16 protein-coding genes and 1 other RNA gene are annotated in these 15,920 nt (G+C 56.5%); 9 read left to right on the top strand and 8 right to left on the bottom strand.

The window, feature by feature from the left end; all coding sequences use genetic code 11:
* The first annotated feature begins 20 nt into the window (after positions 1–20).
* From RTM13_RS14265 to pdxK, 6 genes are all read left to right on the top strand, one after another.
* Positions 21–1,037, top strand: coding sequence for a sulfate ABC transporter substrate-binding protein (locus RTM13_RS14265; protein ID WP_312212637.1), 1,017 nt, complete (start codon positions 21–23; stop codon positions 1,035–1,037).
* On the top strand, positions 1,037–1,870 hold the full coding sequence (gene cysT, locus RTM13_RS14260) for a sulfate/thiosulfate ABC transporter permease CysT (protein ID WP_312212636.1): 834 nt from the start codon (positions 1,037–1,039) through the stop codon (positions 1,868–1,870). The genes RTM13_RS14265 and cysT overlap by 1 nt, the downstream gene beginning before the upstream one ends.
* Positions 1,870–2,742, top strand: coding sequence for a sulfate/thiosulfate ABC transporter permease CysW (cysW, locus tag RTM13_RS14255; protein WP_312212635.1), 873 nt, complete (start codon positions 1,870–1,872; stop codon positions 2,740–2,742). Before cysT ends, cysW begins: the two co-directional genes overlap by 1 nt.
* A complete protein-coding gene (cysA, locus tag RTM13_RS14250) occupies positions 2,732–3,826 on the top strand; it encodes a sulfate/thiosulfate ABC transporter ATP-binding protein CysA (RefSeq protein WP_312212634.1) in 1,095 nt (364 codons plus the stop codon). Before cysW ends, cysA begins: the two co-directional genes overlap by 11 nt.
* A gap of 113 nt (positions 3,827–3,939) precedes the next feature.
* Positions 3,940–4,851: a cysteine synthase CysM gene (gene cysM / locus RTM13_RS14245; protein ID WP_312212633.1), complete on the top strand. Its 912-nt coding sequence runs from the start codon at positions 3,940–3,942 to the stop codon at positions 4,849–4,851.
* A 5-nt stretch (positions 4,852–4,856) separates the two neighbouring features.
* Complete coding sequence (pdxK, locus tag RTM13_RS14240) at positions 4,857–5,693, top strand: pyridoxine/pyridoxal/pyridoxamine kinase (RefSeq protein WP_312212632.1); 837 nt, start codon at positions 4,857–4,859, stop codon at positions 5,691–5,693.
* A gap of 63 nt (positions 5,694–5,756) precedes the next feature.
* Here the strand turns inward: pdxK and crr are convergent, their stop codons facing one another.
* The 5 genes from crr to cysZ all read right to left on the bottom strand — a co-directional run bounded on the left by crr (position 5,757) and on the right by cysZ (position 10,588).
* Positions 5,757–6,266 (bottom strand): PTS glucose transporter subunit IIA, encoded by a 510-nt coding sequence (gene crr / locus RTM13_RS14235; RefSeq protein ID WP_042389417.1) that lies wholly within the window; start codon positions 6,264–6,266, stop codon positions 5,757–5,759.
* A gap of 40 nt (positions 6,267–6,306) precedes the next feature.
* Positions 6,307–8,034, bottom strand: coding sequence for a phosphoenolpyruvate-protein phosphotransferase PtsI (gene ptsI / locus RTM13_RS14230; RefSeq protein WP_312212631.1), 1,728 nt, complete (start codon positions 8,032–8,034; stop codon positions 6,307–6,309).
* Positions 8,035–8,078: 44 nt separating this feature from the next.
* Entirely contained in the window at positions 8,079–8,336 is a 258-nt protein-coding gene (ptsH, locus tag RTM13_RS14225; RefSeq protein ID WP_002913505.1) for a phosphocarrier protein Hpr, read from the bottom strand.
* Between the two features lie 379 nt (positions 8,337–8,715).
* A complete protein-coding gene (cysK, locus tag RTM13_RS14220; protein WP_042389425.1) occupies positions 8,716–9,687 on the bottom strand; it encodes a cysteine synthase A in 972 nt (323 codons plus the stop codon).
* 139 nt (positions 9,688–9,826) lie between these two features.
* Complete coding sequence (gene cysZ / locus RTM13_RS14215; RefSeq protein WP_312212630.1) at positions 9,827–10,588, bottom strand: sulfate transporter CysZ; 762 nt, start codon at positions 10,586–10,588, stop codon at positions 9,827–9,829.
* Positions 10,589–10,818: 230 nt separating this feature from the next.
* Between cysZ and zipA the strand changes: the two genes are divergently transcribed.
* The 3 genes from zipA (at position 10,819) to RTM13_RS14200 (ending at position 14,152) form a co-directional block, all read left to right on the top strand.
* A complete protein-coding gene (gene zipA / locus RTM13_RS14210) occupies positions 10,819–11,847 on the top strand; it encodes a cell division protein ZipA (protein WP_312212629.1) in 1,029 nt (342 codons plus the stop codon).
* A gap of 69 nt (positions 11,848–11,916) precedes the next feature.
* Entirely contained in the window at positions 11,917–13,935 is a 2,019-nt protein-coding gene (ligA, locus tag RTM13_RS14205) for an NAD-dependent DNA ligase LigA (RefSeq protein ID WP_312212628.1), read from the top strand.
* A 1-nt stretch (position 13,936) separates the two neighbouring features.
* The gene (locus RTM13_RS14200) at positions 13,937–14,152 is read left to right on the top strand and encodes a DUF3820 family protein (RefSeq protein ID WP_042389434.1); all 216 of its coding nucleotides are present in this window, start codon (positions 13,937–13,939) and stop codon (positions 14,150–14,152) included.
* Here RTM13_RS14200 and RTM13_RS14195 read toward each other — a convergent pair.
* From RTM13_RS14195 to RTM13_RS14185, 3 genes are all read right to left on the bottom strand, one after another.
* Positions 14,149–15,141 carry a bile acid:sodium symporter family protein gene (locus tag RTM13_RS14195; RefSeq protein ID WP_312212627.1) on the bottom strand — a complete coding sequence of 331 codons (993 nt, stop codon included), beginning with the start codon at positions 15,139–15,141 and terminating at the stop codon, positions 14,149–14,151. The two genes, RTM13_RS14200 and RTM13_RS14195, sit on opposite strands and share 4 nt — an antisense overlap.
* Before the next feature lie 110 nt (positions 15,142–15,251).
* Positions 15,252–15,596, bottom strand: coding sequence for a FlxA-like family protein (locus RTM13_RS14190; protein ID WP_312212626.1), 345 nt, complete (start codon positions 15,594–15,596; stop codon positions 15,252–15,254).
* 172 nt (positions 15,597–15,768) lie between these two features.
* A non-coding RNA gene (locus RTM13_RS14185) (RtT sRNA) lies at positions 15,769–15,920 on the bottom strand; the annotation flags it as partial.

The following is a 15,920-nucleotide window of genomic DNA, read 5'->3' as shown; positions in this document are numbered from 1 at the left end:
CACAGATATAAGGGTGCGCAATGGCCGTTAACTTACTGAAAAAAGGATATCTCACGCTTGCCGCTTCAGTGTTGCTGGTAGCGCAGGCGCAGGCGACCGAGCTGCTCAACAGCTCCTATGACGTCTCTCGCGAGCTGTTTGCCGCCCTTAATCCGCCTTTTGAGCAGCAGTGGGCGAAAGAGAACGGCGGCGACAAGCTCACCATCAAACAGTCCCATGCTGGCTCCTCCAAGCAGGCACTGGCCATTCTGCAGGGACTCAAGGCGGACGTGGTGACCTATAACCAGGTCACGGACGTGCAGATCCTGCATGACAAAGGCAAGCTGATCCCGGCAGACTGGCAGAGCCGTCTGCCGAACAACAGCTCGCCGTTCTACTCCACAATGGCGTTCCTGGTGCGTAAGGGCAACCCGAAAAATATCCACGACTGGAATGACCTGGTGCGTTCTGATGTGAAGCTGATTTTCCCGAATCCGAAAACTTCCGGCAACGCTCGCTACACCTACCTGGCGGCCTGGGGAGCGGCAGATAAAGCCGACGGCGGCGATAAGGCGAAAACCGAGCAGTTTATGACTCAGTTCCTGAAAAACGTTGAGGTATTTGATACCGGCGGCCGCGGAGCAACCACCACCTTTGTTGAGCGTGGCCTCGGCGACGTGCTGATCACCTTCGAATCCGAAGTAAACACCATCCGTAAGCAGTATGAAGCCCAGGGCTTCGAGGTCGTGGTGCCGAAAGTAAATATCCTGGCGGAGTTCCCGGTGGCGTGGGTAGATAAAAACGTGCAGGCCAACGGCACAGAGAAGGCGGCAAAAGCCTACCTGAACTATCTCTACAGCCCGCAGGCGCAGACCATCATTACCGACTACTACTACCGCGTGAATAACCCGGAAGTGATGGATAAGCTGAAAGATAAGTTCCCGCAGACCGAGCTGTTCAAAGTTGAAGATCGCTTTGGCGCCTGGCCGGAGGTGATGAAAACCCACTTTGGTAGCGGCGGTGAGTTAGACAAGCTGCTGGCGGCGGGGCGTAGCTAATGTTTGCAGTTGCTTCAAAACGCGTGCTGCCCGGCTTTACCCTGAGCCTCGGGACCAGCCTGCTGTTCGTCTGTCTGATCCTGCTCCTGCCTCTCAGCGCGCTGGTTATGCAGCTCTCACAGATGAGCTGGGATCAGTACTGGGAGGTGGTGACCAACCCGCAGGTTGTTGCCGCCTACAAGGTCACGCTGCTGTCGGCCTTTGTCGCCTCGATTTTTAACGGCGTCTTCGGCCTGCTGATGGCGTGGATCCTGACGCGCTACCGTTTTCCAGGGCGCACACTGCTGGATGCGCTGATGGATCTGCCGTTTGCCCTGCCGACGGCGGTGGCGGGCCTGACCCTGGCCTCGCTCTTTTCAGTCAACGGCTTCTATGGCCAGTGGCTGGCGCAGTTTGATATCAAAGTTACCTATACCTGGCTCGGTATCGCCGTGGCGATGGCCTTTACCAGCATCCCCTTTGTGGTGCGGACGGTACAGCCGGTGCTGGAGGAGCTGGGGCCGGAGTACGAAGAGGCGGCCCAGACGCTGGGCGCAACGCGTCTGCAAAGCTTCCGTAAAGTGGTAATGCCGGAGCTATCCCCGGCGCTGCTGGCAGGCGTGGCACTGTCGTTTACCCGCAGTCTCGGCGAATTTGGCGCGGTAATCTTTATTGCGGGTAACATCGCGTGGAAAACCGAGGTGACCTCACTGATGATCTTCGTACGCCTGCAGGAGTTTGACTATCCGGCGGCGAGCGCTATTGCCTCGGTGATCCTCGCGGCCTCTCTGCTACTGCTGTTCTCAATTAATACTCTGCAAAGTCGCTTTGGTCGACGGGTGGTAGGTCACTAATGGCGGAAGTCTCCCAACTTAAACACGATCGTTCCCCTGTCAACTGGGGGAAATGGTTCCTGATCGGCACCGGGATGCTGATCTCGGCATTCATCCTGGTGGTGCCGATGATCTACATCTTTGTGCAGGCCTTTAGTAAGGGGCTGATGCCGGTGCTGGAGAACCTGGCCAATCCGGATATGCTCCACGCTATCTGGCTCACGGTGCTGATTGCGCTGATTACCGTCCCGGTTAACCTGGTGTTCGGTACGCTGCTCGCCTGGCTGGTGACCCGCTTTAACTTCCCGGGCCGTCAGCTGCTGCTGACCCTGCTCGATATTCCGTTTGCGGTATCGCCGGTCGTCGCGGGTCTCGTCTACCTGCTGTTCTACGGCTCCAACGGCCCGCTCGGCGGCTGGCTCGATGAACATAACTTACAGATTATGTTTGCCTGGCCCGGCATGGCGCTGGTGACCATTTTCGTTACCTGTCCATTTGTGGTACGCGAGCTGGTACCCGTAATGCTCAGTCAGGGCAGCCACGAGGATGAGGCGGCGATCCTGCTGGGCGCATCCGGCTGGCAGATGTTCCGTCGCGTCACGCTGCCAAATATCCGCTGGGCGCTGCTCTATGGCGTGGTGTTGACCAACGCCCGCGCTATAGGTGAGTTTGGTGCGGTATCGGTGGTCTCCGGTTCGATTCGCGGCGAGACCCTGTCGCTACCGCTACAGATTGAGTTACTTGAGCAGGACTACAACACGGTAGGCTCCTTTACCGCCGCCGCCCTGCTGACGCTAATGGCTATTTTGACCCTGTTTTTAAAGAGTGGGTTGCAGTGGCGTTTACATAACCAAGAGAAACGCGCGCAACAGGAGGGAAATCATGAGCATTGAGATTGCCAATATTAAGAAGTCCTTTGGTCGCACCCAGGTGCTGAATGATATCTCGCTGGATATCCCTTCCGGACAGATGGTCGCGCTGCTGGGGCCGTCTGGCTCGGGCAAAACCACGCTGCTGCGTATTATCGCCGGGCTTGAGCACCAGACCAGCGGGCATATTCGTTTTCAGGGTACTGACGTGAGCCGTCTGCATGCCCGCGACCGTAAGGTCGGCTTTGTGTTTCAGCACTACGCACTGTTCCGCCATATGACGGTATTCGACAACATCGCCTTTGGCCTGACGGTGTTGCCGCGACGCGAGCGGCCGAACGCGGCGGCGATCAAAGCTAAAGTCACTAAGCTGCTGGAGATGGTGCAGCTGGCGCACCTGGCGGATCGCTACCCGGCCCAGCTCTCTGGTGGGCAGAAGCAGCGCGTTGCCCTGGCACGCGCCCTGGCCCCGGATCCGCAGATCCTGCTGCTGGATGAGCCTTTTGGCGCGCTGGATGCCCAGGTACGTAAAGAGCTGCGTCGCTGGCTGCGTGAGCTGCACGAAGAGCTGAAGTTTACCAGCGTCTTCGTCACTCACGATCAGGAGGAGGCGATGGAGGTGGCCGACCGCGTGGTAGTGATGAGCCAGGGGAATATCGAGCAGGTTGATGTCCCTGAACAGGTCTGGCGTGAGCCAGCGACTCGCTTCGTGCTGGAGTTTATGGGCGAGGTTAACCGCCTGCACGGCGTGGTGCGCGGCAGTCAGTTCCACGTCGGCGCGCACCGCTGGCCGCTGGGCTACACCCCGGCTCACCAGGGCGAGGTCGATCTCTTCCTGCGTCCGTGGGAAGTGGATATTAGCCGCAGAACCAGCCTGGAAGCGCCGCTACCGGTAGTCGTCGTTGAGGCCAGTCCGAAAGGGCACTATACCCAGCTGGTGGTGCAGCCTCAGGGCTGGTATGACGAACCGCTGTCGGTAGTGCTGCGTGGGGAGGATGCGCCGCAGCGCGGCGAGAGGCTGTTTATCGGCCTGCAGAATGCTCGCCTCTACAACGGCACGGAGCGTCTTGCTGAACGCGGGGATCTTGCTCTGGCGCACTCTGCCTGATAGTTTAACGTTACGTGGTTTTTGCCGGGTGGCGCTGCGCTTACCCGGCCTACAAAGCTCCCCGTAGGCCCGGTAAGCGATAGCGCCACCGGGCTTTTTATTGGATAGCGATCGTGAACACACTCGAACAGACCATCGGCAATACCCCCTTGGTTAAACTTCAGCGTATGACCCCCAACAACGGCAGTGAAATCTGGGTCAAGCTGGAGGGAAATAATCCTGCCGGTTCGGTAAAAGACCGGGCCGCGCTCTCAATGATCGTGCAGGCGGAGAAGCGGGGCGAAATTAAGCCCGGCGACGTGCTGATTGAGGCTACCAGCGGCAACACCGGTATCGCCCTGGCGATGATTGCCGCACTCAAAGGCTACCGTATGAAGCTGCTAATGCCGGACAATATGAGCCAGGAGCGACGTGCAGCGATGCACGCCTACGGCGCAGAGCTGATTCTGGTGAGCCGTGAACAGGGCATGGAGGGGGCGCGGGATCTGGCTGCGGCGATGGCCCAGCGCGGCGAGGGTAAGCTCCTCGACCAGTTTAATAACCCCGACAACCCGTATGCCCACTACACCACCACCGGGCCAGAGATCTGGCAGCAGACCGGGGGACGCATCAGCCACTTTGTCTCCAGCATGGGTACCACCGGCACCATTACCGGGGTATCGCGTTTTCTGCGCGAGCAGGCGAAGCCGGTCACCATCGTCGGTCTGCAACCGGAGGAGGGGAGCAGCATCCCCGGCATCCGCCGCTGGCCAGCCGAGTACATGCCTGGCATTTTCAACGCCTCGCTGGTGGATCGGGTCGTGGATATCCACCAGCGCGAAGCGGAAAATACCATGCGGGCGCTGGCGGTACGGGAAGGCATCTTCTGCGGCGTTAGCTCCGGCGGAGCGGTTGCTGGGGCAATCCGCGTCGCCAATGAAAATCCGGGGGCGATCGTGGTGGCGATTATCTGCGACCGTGGCGATCGCTACCTGTCGACCGGTGTGTTTGGTGAGGAGAGCTACGCCCAGGGGGCGGGGATTTAAACATTATGGAGATGATCTTATTTCGGGATAAAACCCGGGCGCAGCAGACAGATATCGTGGCGGTGCAGTCTCAGGTGGTATACGGCAGCGTGGGTAACAGCATCGCCGTGCCCAATATCCGGCGATACCCGCTAACCGTGACGGCAGTGCCGACGGTGCTGTTCAGTAACACGCCGCACTATGACACTTTCTACGGTGGCGTCATTCCCGACGAGTGGTTCAGCGGTTATCTGAAAGCGTTGGATGAGCGGGAGATCCTGCGCGAGCTGAAGGCGGTGACTACCGGCTACATGGGCAGCGCCAGCCAGATTGCGCTGCTGGCGCAGTGGCTCCGCGCGGTAAAAGAGACGCATCCGGACCTGCTGATTCTGGTGGATCCGGTGATCGGCGATATCGACAGCGGAACCTACGTGCATCCCGATATACCCGAAGCCTATCGTCAACACCTGCTGCCGCTGGCGCAGGGCATTACGCCCAACGTCTATGAGCTTGAGATACTGAGCGGCAAGCCCTGCCGTGACCCTGAGAGCGCAATTGCGGCGGCGAAAGGGCTGCTGTCGGAGACGCTGAAGTGGGTGGCTATTACCAGCGCTCCCGTTGCCGGCGAGCCGGACGCTATCCACGTTGTATTGGTGACTGAAAATGCGGTAACGGTCAGCGCGCACCCGCGAGTAACGACCGATCTCAAAGGCACCGGCGATCTCTTCTGTTCTGAACTGGTGAGCGTGATAGTGCAGGGGGCAAGCGTGGCAGAGGCGATTGGCCGTGCAGGCGACCGGGTAACCGAGGTGATGAGATATACCCAGCAGGCGGGCTACGACGAGCTGATTCTACCCGCCTGATTTAATCTGGATAAGAAACAAAAATGGCACCCGCGTGGGTGCCATTTTGCATTCCGGCCAGAATTACTTCTTGATGCGGATCACCGGGGTTTCGCCCACGGTTACGCTACCGGACAGCTTATTCAGCTCTTTGATCTCATCCATGTTGGAGATCACAACCGGCGTCAGGGTAGACTTGGCTTTCTCTTCCAGCAGCGGCAGATCGAACTCAATCACCGGATCGCCAACCTTCACGCGCTGGCCCTCTTCGGCGATGCGTTTGAAACCTTCGCCTTTCAGTTCAACGGTGTCGATACCGAAGTGAACGAACAGCTCAATGCCGCTATCGGATTCGATAGAGAAGGCATGGTTGGTTTCAAAAATCTTGCCAATGGTGCCATCAACAGGCGCGACCATTTTGTTGCCGGTTGGTTTGATAGCAATGCCATCACCAACAATTTTTTCAGCAAACACTACATCCGGCACATCTTCGATGTTGACGATTTCGCCAGACAGCGGAGCAATAATCTCAATGGTTCCGGTATCTTTCTTATCGTCAGAAACCAGAGATTTCAGTTTATCGAACAAACCCATGATCTTCTCCTAAGCAGTAATTTGGGCCGCATCTCGTGGATTAGCAGATTGTTTTTTCTTCAATGAACTTGTTAACCAGCGTCATTAACTCGTCCGTTGTCGGTTGAGCAAGAGCCTGCTCTGCTAAAACCTTCGCATCTTCGAAGTTCGTGTTACGAATGATCTTCTTAATGCGCGGGATAGAAATGGCACTCATACTGAATTCATCCAGACCCATCCCCAGCAACAGAAGTGTAGCACGTTCGTCGCCTGCAAGCTCTCCACACATGCCGGTCCATTTGCCTTCAGCATGAGAAGCATCAATAACTTGCTTAATTAAGGTCAATACAGACGGCGACATCGGCTGATACAGATGGGAGATCATATCATTACCGCGGTCAACTGCCAGGGTGTACTGGGTTAAATCGTTCGTTCCGATACTGAAGAAATCCACTTCTTTAGCCAGGTGACGAGCGATGGTCGCTGCGGCAGGCGTCTCTACCATTACGCCCACTTCAATGGTCTCGTCAAAGGCTTTACCTTCGTCACGCAGCTCCTGCTTGAAGATTTCGATCTCTTTCTTCAGAGCGCGTACCTCTTCAACGGAGATGATCATCGGGAACATGATGCGCAGCTTGCCGAACGCGGAGGCACGCAGGATAGCGCGAACCTGATCACGCAGGATCTCTTTACGATCCATGGCGATACGCACGGCGCGCCAGCCGAGGAACGGGTTCTCTTCTTTCGGGAAGTTCATGTACGGCAGCTCTTTATCGCCGCCGATGTCCATGGTACGAACGATAACGGCCTGGGAGCCACAGGCTTCCGCCACCGCTTTATAGGCGGCAAACTGCTCTTCTTCGGTCGGCAGGGCGTCACGGTCCATGAACAGGAATTCGGTACGGTAGAGGCCTACGCCTTCTGCACCGTTACGCTCGGCACCGTCTACGTCACGTACGGTACCGATGTTGGCGCACACTTCGACCTGATGGCCGTCAAGGGTGATCGCCGGCAGGTCTTTCAGCTTCGCCAGTTCGGCTTTCTCGGAAGCAACCTGCTCCTGCACGCTGCGCAGGGTTTCGATCTCTTCGTTGGTCGGGTTAACGTAAACTTTGTTATTCACCGCATCGAGGATCAGATAGTCGTCATTTTTCACCTGGGCGGTGACGCTACCGGTACCCACAATGGCAGGCAGCTCAAGGGAGCGCGCCATGATGGAGGTGTGAGAGGTACGTCCACCAGCATCGGTGATAAAGCCCAGCACCTTGTTCAGGTTCAGCTGTGCGGTTTCGGACGGAGTGAGATCCGCCGCAACGAGAATCACTTCTTCCTGAATAGAGCTCAGGTCGATGATAGCCAGGCCAAGGATGTTGCGCAGCAGGCGTTTACCGATATCGCGCACGTCAGCGGCACGCTCTTTCAGGTACTCGTCGTCCAGCTCTTCCAGGGCAGTTGCCTGACCTTCGATAACTTCGTGCGCTGCTGCATCGGCAGTCACGTGCTTATCTTTAATCAGGGCTATGATTTCCTGCTCCAGCTCCTCATCTTCCAGCAACATGATGTGGCCTTCGAAGATGGCTTCTTTTTCTTCACCAAAAGTTTCACCAGCTTTGGTTTTGATCGTTTCGAGCTGCGCAGATGCCTTGGCACGACCGCTCAGAAAACGTTCAACTTCCTGATCAACCTTATCGGCAGAAATTTTTTTCCGGTCGATGACGATCTCGTCTTCTTTCAGCAGCAGTGCTTTGCCGAAAGCGATACCCGGGGATGCTAAAATGCCTGAAATCATAACCCTACCTTACTTGTGACTGATTTTTTAAAAGAACCCGGAACTTACTCGAGTTCAGCCATCAGTTTTACCAGATGCTCTACGGCTTTCTGCTCGTCTTCGCCTTCAGCGGACAGCGTTACAACGGTACCCTGGGTCAGGCCCAGAGTCTGGAGTTTGAACAGGCTTTTTGCGCTAGCGCTTTTGCCGTTGGAGGTCACAGTGATCTCTGAAGTGAAGCCTTTCGCTTCTTTCACAAACTGAGCAGCAGGGCGGGTATGCAGACCGTTCGGAGCGGTAATGGTAACTTCTTGCTGGAACATTGTATTTCCCCAACTTATAGGTTTAGTGTTGTGGATCTAAAGTCTAGCCTGGCGGCACAACTTTAGCCTGTATTGTTAGCGCCGGCATAACGGGACACGGGACAAAAGTTCGCCTGCGCAATCCGCTGCTGGCACTTCTGACCGTCGCAAGTACTCGTCTATAACATTATGCCGCGAAAGCGAGACTTCAACCAAATCCTAAAATCGATTCAGCAAGTTTAAAGTCACAATTCGATTAATTTCGCGCTTCAAAATAAATGTGCTGGTTAAATACCAGACCCGACGGGGCTAATCAATGCCAGGTGAGTTGAAAGTTTGACGTGGGCCACAAAAAAGCACCCCGAAAGGTGCTTTTTTATGCGATTTTCGTAGTCCGCGACTACTGCTGCAGCTCTTTTTCAGTAAAGAGGTCGGCAAACAGGGCGGTACTCAAATAACGCTCACCTGAAGAAGGCAGAATAACAACAATGTTTTTGTTGGTAAAGGCCTCATCCTCCTGCAGTTTTAGCGCAGCGGCAACGGCAGCACCGGAAGAGATGCCCGCCAGAATACCCTCTTCTTCCATCAGACGACGCGCGACGCTAATCGCCTCGTCGTTAGTGATCGCAACCACTTTGTCGATCAGCTTCAGATCGAGGTTGCCAGGAATAAAGCCAGCCCCGATGCCCTGAATTTTGTGCGGGCCAGGCTTCAGCTCTTCGCCTGCCAGCGCCTGGGCGATAACCGGGGAGTCCGTCGGCTCAACCGCCACGGTGATCAGATCGGTTTTACCCTTGGTGTTTTTGATGTAGCGCGACACGCCGGTCAGCGTACCGCCGGTACCGACGCCGGAGATGAAGACATCAACCTGACCGTCGGTATCTTCCCAGATCTCCGGGCCGGTGGTTTTTTCATGAATTTCCGGGTTAGCCGGGTTGCTGAACTGCTGCAGCAGCAGGTACTTGGCCGGATCGCTGGCGACAATCTCTTCAGCTTTCTGGATCGCGCCCTTCATGCCTTTCGCGCCTTCGGTCAACACCAGGTTCGCGCCCAAGGCTTTCAGCAGTTTACGGCGTTCGATGCTCATGGTTTCTGGCATGGTCAGCGTCAGTTTGTAACCGCGTGCGGCAGCGACATAGGCCAGCGCAATCCCGGTGTTACCGCTGGTGGGTTCTACCAGCTCAACGCCCGCTTTCAGCACGCCACGTTTTTCGGCGTCCCAAATCATATTGGCACCAATACGGCATTTCACGCTGAAGCTTGGGTTACGGGACTCGACCTTAGCGAGGATGCGTCCATTACCGATGCGGTTCAGTCGGACCAGCGGCGTGTGGCCGATAGTCAACGAGTTGTCTTCAAAAATCTTACTCATAGCCCGTCCTTAACTGTATGAATTTGGGAACGTCATCAGCATACGCGGTTAAGGAATATGCGGAAGTAAGGATTTCGCATATCTATATGCTGATGAGAAATAATAGCAACAACTATGGAATAAGAACGGAATATTGCGTTCAATTCCACAGAGAATGCTTTGGCCGGTAGCAGTCTACCCACATCGCGGTCGCGCCACACACGGCAACCGGCATAATCACCAGGTTAAGAACCGGGATCAGGGTAAACAGGCTGGTCAGCGCACCAAACTGCATATTGGTCACCTTTCTTGCCCGTAGCGCACCGCGCATGGTCTTAAAGGGAACCTTGTGGTTATCAAACGGATAGTCGCAGTACTGGATCGCCAGCATCCACGCGCTAAACAGAAACCACAGCACCGGGGCGACCGTCTGTCCGATGCCGGGAATAAAGTAGAGCAGCAGCAGAACGGCAGCTCTCGGCAGGTACCACGCCAGCTTCTGCCACTCGCGCTTCATAATGCGCGGCAGATCCTTAACGATGCCGGTAATGCCGGTATCCGGCGGCGTGGCGCCAGTCAGCCGGGCTTCAAGCTGCTCTGCCAGCAGGCCGTTAAACGGGGCGGCAATCCAGTTGGCAATGGTAGAGAAGAAGTAGCCAAACACCAGTACCACGGAGAGCACGGCGATAGGCCAGAGCAGATAGCTCAGCCACTGCAGCCAGTCCGGTACGTGGCGCATCAGCGCCGGGATCCAGCTATCGAGCCGGGTAAACAGCCAGGCAAAAGCACAGCCAATCAAAATGATATTGACCAGAAGCGGCATAATCACAAAGCGCCGTATACCGGGCAGGGTGATGAGCTTCCAGCCCTGGGAAAAGTAATAAACGCCGCTGCGGGGCGGGGTGACCGATGTTGAAACCATAGTCGGACTATACTCCTTTAATGACCCCCGAATGGGGTGCGTGGCTATAATATCCGTATCGCGCAGACCGCACAGCTCGGAAATGTTCGAAAAAACAGCAAAAAGTACGATTTTACACATCTTTATGCAGTGAAAGCAGCGTGTGCACTTGCACTTGCGTTGAACGGCAAATACTCTTAGTGAGTAAATGTTTGCCGTGGTGGCAAGGTGTTAGAACAACAGAGAATATAATGATGCAGGATTTGCGTCTGATATTAATCATTGTTGGCGCGATCGCCATAATCGCTTTACTGGTTCACGGTTTTTGGACCAGCCGGAAAGAGCGTTCGACGATGTTCCGCGATCGCCCAATGAAACGCATGAAGTCGCGTCGTGACGATGATGAGTCGTATGATGACGACACCGAAGATAACGTCGATGAAGGCGTGGGTGAAGTGCGTGTTCATAAAACGGGCCACGCCCCGGGTGCGGATCAGGAGCACGAGGCTCCGCGAACGCCGCAGCACCAGTATCAGCCGCCTTACGCGTCTGCTCAGCCTCGCCAGCACGCTCCTGTGCAGCAGCAGGACGAGCCGCTGCGTCAGGTTCCGCCTCAGCAGCCTGCTGCTCCGCGCGTTGAACCCCAGCCGGTAAGAGGCGCACCAGCGCAGCCTGTCCAGCAGCCTGCTCAACCTCAACCGGTACAGCAGCAACCTGTGCAGCAGCACGCACAGCATCAGCCTCTTTCTCAGCAGCCAGTGGCTCAGCCTCAACAGTCTGTCGCTCAGCAGCCAGCACCGGAACCCGCTCCGCAGCCTGCACCGCAGGAAGCACCTGCAGCAGTCGAGAAGCCACAGCGTAAAGAGACCGTAATCATTATGAACGTTGCCGCGCATCCGGGCAGCGAACTGAACGGTGAAGCCCTGTTGGCCAGCATTCAACAGGCCGGTTTCGCCTTTGGTGATATGAATATTTTCCATCGCCATCTCAGCCCTGACGGCAGCGGTCCGGTACTTTTCAGCCTGGCGAACATGGTTAATCCGGGCACCTTTGATCCCGAGATGACCGGTAACTTCACCACCCCTGGTGTCACCATGTTCATGCAGGTGCCGTCCTATGGCGATGAGATGCAGAACTTCAAGCTGATGCTTCAGTCCGCACAGTACATTGCCGATGAAGTCGGCGGCGTGGTGCTTGACGATCAGCGTCGAATGATGACTCCGCAGAAGCTGCGTGAGTACCAGGACCGCATTCGCGAAGTGAAAGAGGCGAACGCGTAAATCCTGCGGTAGTTTTATCTCTCTAATAAGCCCCCGCCTGTCGGGGGTTTTTTCTATTGATGGTGCGATATGGACTCAATCGAACAACAGCTGACTGAACTGCGAACCACGCTTCGCCATCATGAATATCTCTATCACGTGATGGATGCGCCTGAAATCCCGGATGCTGAATATGACCGTCTGCTGCGCGAGCTGCGCGCCCTTGAGGCCGAGCATCCGGATCTTATTACGCCGGACTCGCCTACCCAGCGGGTAGGGGCCGCGCCGCTGACCGCCTTTACCCAGGTGCGCCATGAAGTACCGATGCTGTCGCTGGATAACGTCTTTGACGAAGAGAGCTTTCTGGCCTTTAACAAGCGTGTGCAGGACCGCCTGAAGAGCACCGATGCTCTGAGCTACTGCTGTGAGCTTAAGCTCGACGGGCTGGCGGTAAGTATTATTTATGAAAATGGGGTGTTTATTCAGGCTGCCACTCGTGGAGATGGCACCACCGGCGAGGATATCACCACTACTGTGCGCACTATTCGGGCAATCCCGCTCAAGCTGCACGGCGATAACATTCCGGCGCGGCTTGAAGTACGCGGCGAGGTCTTTCTGCCCCAGGCGGGCTTTGAGAAGATTAATGACGAGGCCAGACGCACTGGCGGCAAAGTATTTGCTAACCCCCGCAACGCGGCGGCGGGCTCTCTGCGCCAGCTCGATCCACGCGTGACCGCCAAACGTCCGCTGACCTTCTTCTGCTACGGGGTAGGGATCCTGCAGGGGGGCGATCTGCCCCGCAGCCATCTGGGCCGCCTGCAGCAGTTCAAGGCATGGGGCCTGCCGGTTAGCGATCGCATTCGCATCTGCGACACGCCAGAAGCCGTGCTGGACTTTTACCATCAGGTAGAAGCGGATCGTCCGACGCTCGGGTTCGACATCGACGGGGTAGTGATCAAAGTCGACTCTCTCGATCTTCAGGAGCAGCTGGGGTTTGTTGCCCGCGCGCCACGCTGGGCGGTGGCATTTAAGTTTCCTGCCCAGGAGCAGATGACCTTTGTACGGGACGTAGAGTTCCAGGTGGGGCGCACCGGGGCGATTACCCCGGTAGCGCGCCTTGAACCGGTGCAGGTGGCCGGCGTGCTGGTGAGTAACGCCACCCTGCACAACGCGGATGAGATCGCCCGTCTGGGGCTAAAAATTGGCGATCGGGTCGTGATCCGGCGTGCGGGAGATGTGATCCCCCAGGTGGTCAACGTGGTTGAGTCCGAACGTCCGGCGGATGCCCGTGACGTTGAGTTCCCCACGCACTGTCCGGTCTGCGGCTCCGACGTCGAGCGCGTTGAGGGCGAGGCGGTAGCACGCTGCACCGGCGGCCTGATCTGCGGTGCGCAGCGTAAAGAGTCGCTGAAGCACTTTGTCTCTCGTCGGGCGATGGACGTGGACGGCATGGGCGATAAAATTATCGACCAGCTGGTGGAGAAGGAGTATGTGCATACCCCAGCCGATCTGTTTCGCCTGACGGCGGGCAAGCTGACGGGGCTGGATCGCATGGGACCGAAGTCAGCGCAGAATGTGGTGAACGCGCTGGAGAAGGCGAAAGAGACCACCTTTGCCCGCTTCCTCTACGCGCTGGGCATCCGTGAGGTAGGTGAGGCCACGGCGGCGGGCCTTGCCGCGCACTTTGGTACCCTGGCGGCGCTGGAGACGGCTTCGATTGAGGATCTACAGAAGGTGCCGGACGTTGGCATCGTCGTTGCTACCCACGTGTTTAACTTCCTGGCAGAAGAGAGCAACCGCGAGGTGATCCGCGATCTGGTTGAAGGGGTAGGCATTCACTGGCCGAAACCGCTGGTGGTTAATGCCGAAGAGATCGATAGCCCGTTTGCCGGTAAAACGGTAGTGCTAACCGGCAGCCTGAGCCAGATGTCCAGGGATGACGCTAAAGCGCGGCTGGTGGAGCTGGGGGCAAAAGTGGCGGGCAGCGTATCGAAAAAGACCGATCTGGTGATCGCCGGCGAGGCGGCTGGCTCTAAGCTGGCAAAAGCGCAGGAGCTGGGCATTGCAGTGATCGACGAAGACGAAATGCTGCGCCTGATGGGAGCCTGAGATGGATAAGGCCCAGCTGGTAGAGATTGCCAATACCGAGATGCCCTTTGGTAAATACAAGGGCCGCAGGCTGATCGATCTGCCGGAGGAGTATCTGCTCTGGTTTGCCCGCAAGGAGACGTTTCCTCCCGGGCATCTGGGTCAGCTGATGGCGTTTACCCTGCTGATCAAAACCGAGGGGCTGACCCATCTGGTGCAGCCCCTGCGACGGCCTTAGCTGTTGTCAGCGGCCTGACGGGCTTGCTGGGCGTCGGCCTGACGCTTATAGCGGCGCGCCAGCACGGCGCAGACCATCAGCTGGATCTGGTGGAAGATCATCAGAGGCAGCACCATCATCCCAATCACCGAGGTAGGGAAGAGAATATTGGCCATCGGGATGCCGTTGGCCAGGCTCTTTTTCGAGCCGCAGAAGACAATAGTAATTTCATCGGCTTTGTTAAAGCCGCAGCTGCGCGCAACCAGGATATTTACCCCCATCACAATCGCCAGCAGTACCAGGCTGACAATCACAATAAACAGCAGCGATCCCATTCCCACCTTGTGCCAGATGCCATTTACCACCGCTTCGCTGAAGGCGGAGTAGACGACCAGCAGGATAGAGGTCTGGTCGGTTTTGGCGATCCACTTTTTATTCCGCGCAACAAACGCGGCGGTCCATGGACGGGAGAGGTGGCCCAGCACAAACGGCAGCAGCAGCTGCAGCATGATCTTACCTACCTGCTCAAGGCTGCCCTGCGCACCGTGCATATTCATCACCAGGCCAACCAGCAACGGCGAGAGGAAGATACCCAGCAGGCTGGAGGCAGAGGCAGAGCAGACTGCCGCGGCTACGTTACCACCGGCCAGTGAAGTAAAGGCAATTGCAGACTGGACGGTAGCAGGCAGGATGCAGAGATAGAGAAAACCGGTGTAAAGCTCAGGGCTGACGTTGACCGGTGCCCACCAGGCAAACAGCACACCCAGCACCGGGAAAAGTATAAAGGTGCTGCACATTACCCACAGATGCAGCCGCCAGTGGCTGCCCCCGGCGATGATGGCCTCGCGGGAGAGCTTGGCCCCGTGCATAAAGAAGAGCAGGGCGATAGCGGCAGTGGTTAGCCCTTCAAAGAACGGGACGAACCCGCCGCGGGCCGGAAGAAAAGAGGCCAGAAGGACCACGGCAATGAGCGTGAGCGTGAAGGGATCGAGGATACGTAAAAATTTCATGATGGCTCCTGAAAGACAGTGCCACCATTTTGCGTTCTTCTGGATGTTAATGAAAAGTGATTTATCGCGTTTGTTGAGAAATTAGAGAGGCATAACGCCTCTCTGAGCGGTTAGATGTAGATATCAATCTTATGCTCGGCGGAAGGGGAGTTTACGCCCTCTGCTTTAGTCTGTTTCTGCTCCTGATTTTTCTGCGCCTCTTCTGCCTGGCGGCGCTGGAGCTGAGCGATCTGCGCCTGCAGCAGCTTGATCTGGTTCTGGATCTGCTCCTGCTGTTTCTGCTTCTCTTCCGCTGTGCCGCTGCCGCTCGCGACATCTTTCAGCTGCTTGGTAAGCTTAGTGACCTGCTGGGTCAGGCTCTGGATCTGGGAGGCGATATCGCTGTTGGCGCTGCTGGAGGAACTGCCGGAGCTGCTGGACTGGACTGACGGTGTCGATGTTGAAATAGTTGTCATTGTAAAACCTCTCTTGCCATAAACCTCTTATATCGGCATTTTTTTAGCGAGCTTGAGAGAGTATTTACAAACCACACGGTGCTCACCGTAGGCCGGGCAAACGCAGTGCCGCCCGGCGTTAAATCGCAGATAGCAGAAAGCAAAAAAGCGCCTTTAGGGCGCTTTTTTACATTGGTGGGTCGTGCAGGATGACTCGCTTCGCTCGCCCTTCGGGCCGTTGCTAAGGCAACGTTATCCTTCACGTTTAACATCTATTATTGATGTTGAATTTGGTGGGTCGTGCAGGATTCGAACCTGCGACCAATTGATTAAAAGTCAACTGCT

Origin of the sequence: Pseudescherichia sp. (genome assembly GCF_031979925.1) — a bacterium.
GTDB lineage: Bacteria > Pseudomonadota > Gammaproteobacteria > Enterobacterales > Enterobacteriaceae > Pseudescherichia.
This window is presented reverse-complemented; position numbering and strand designations above follow the sequence as displayed.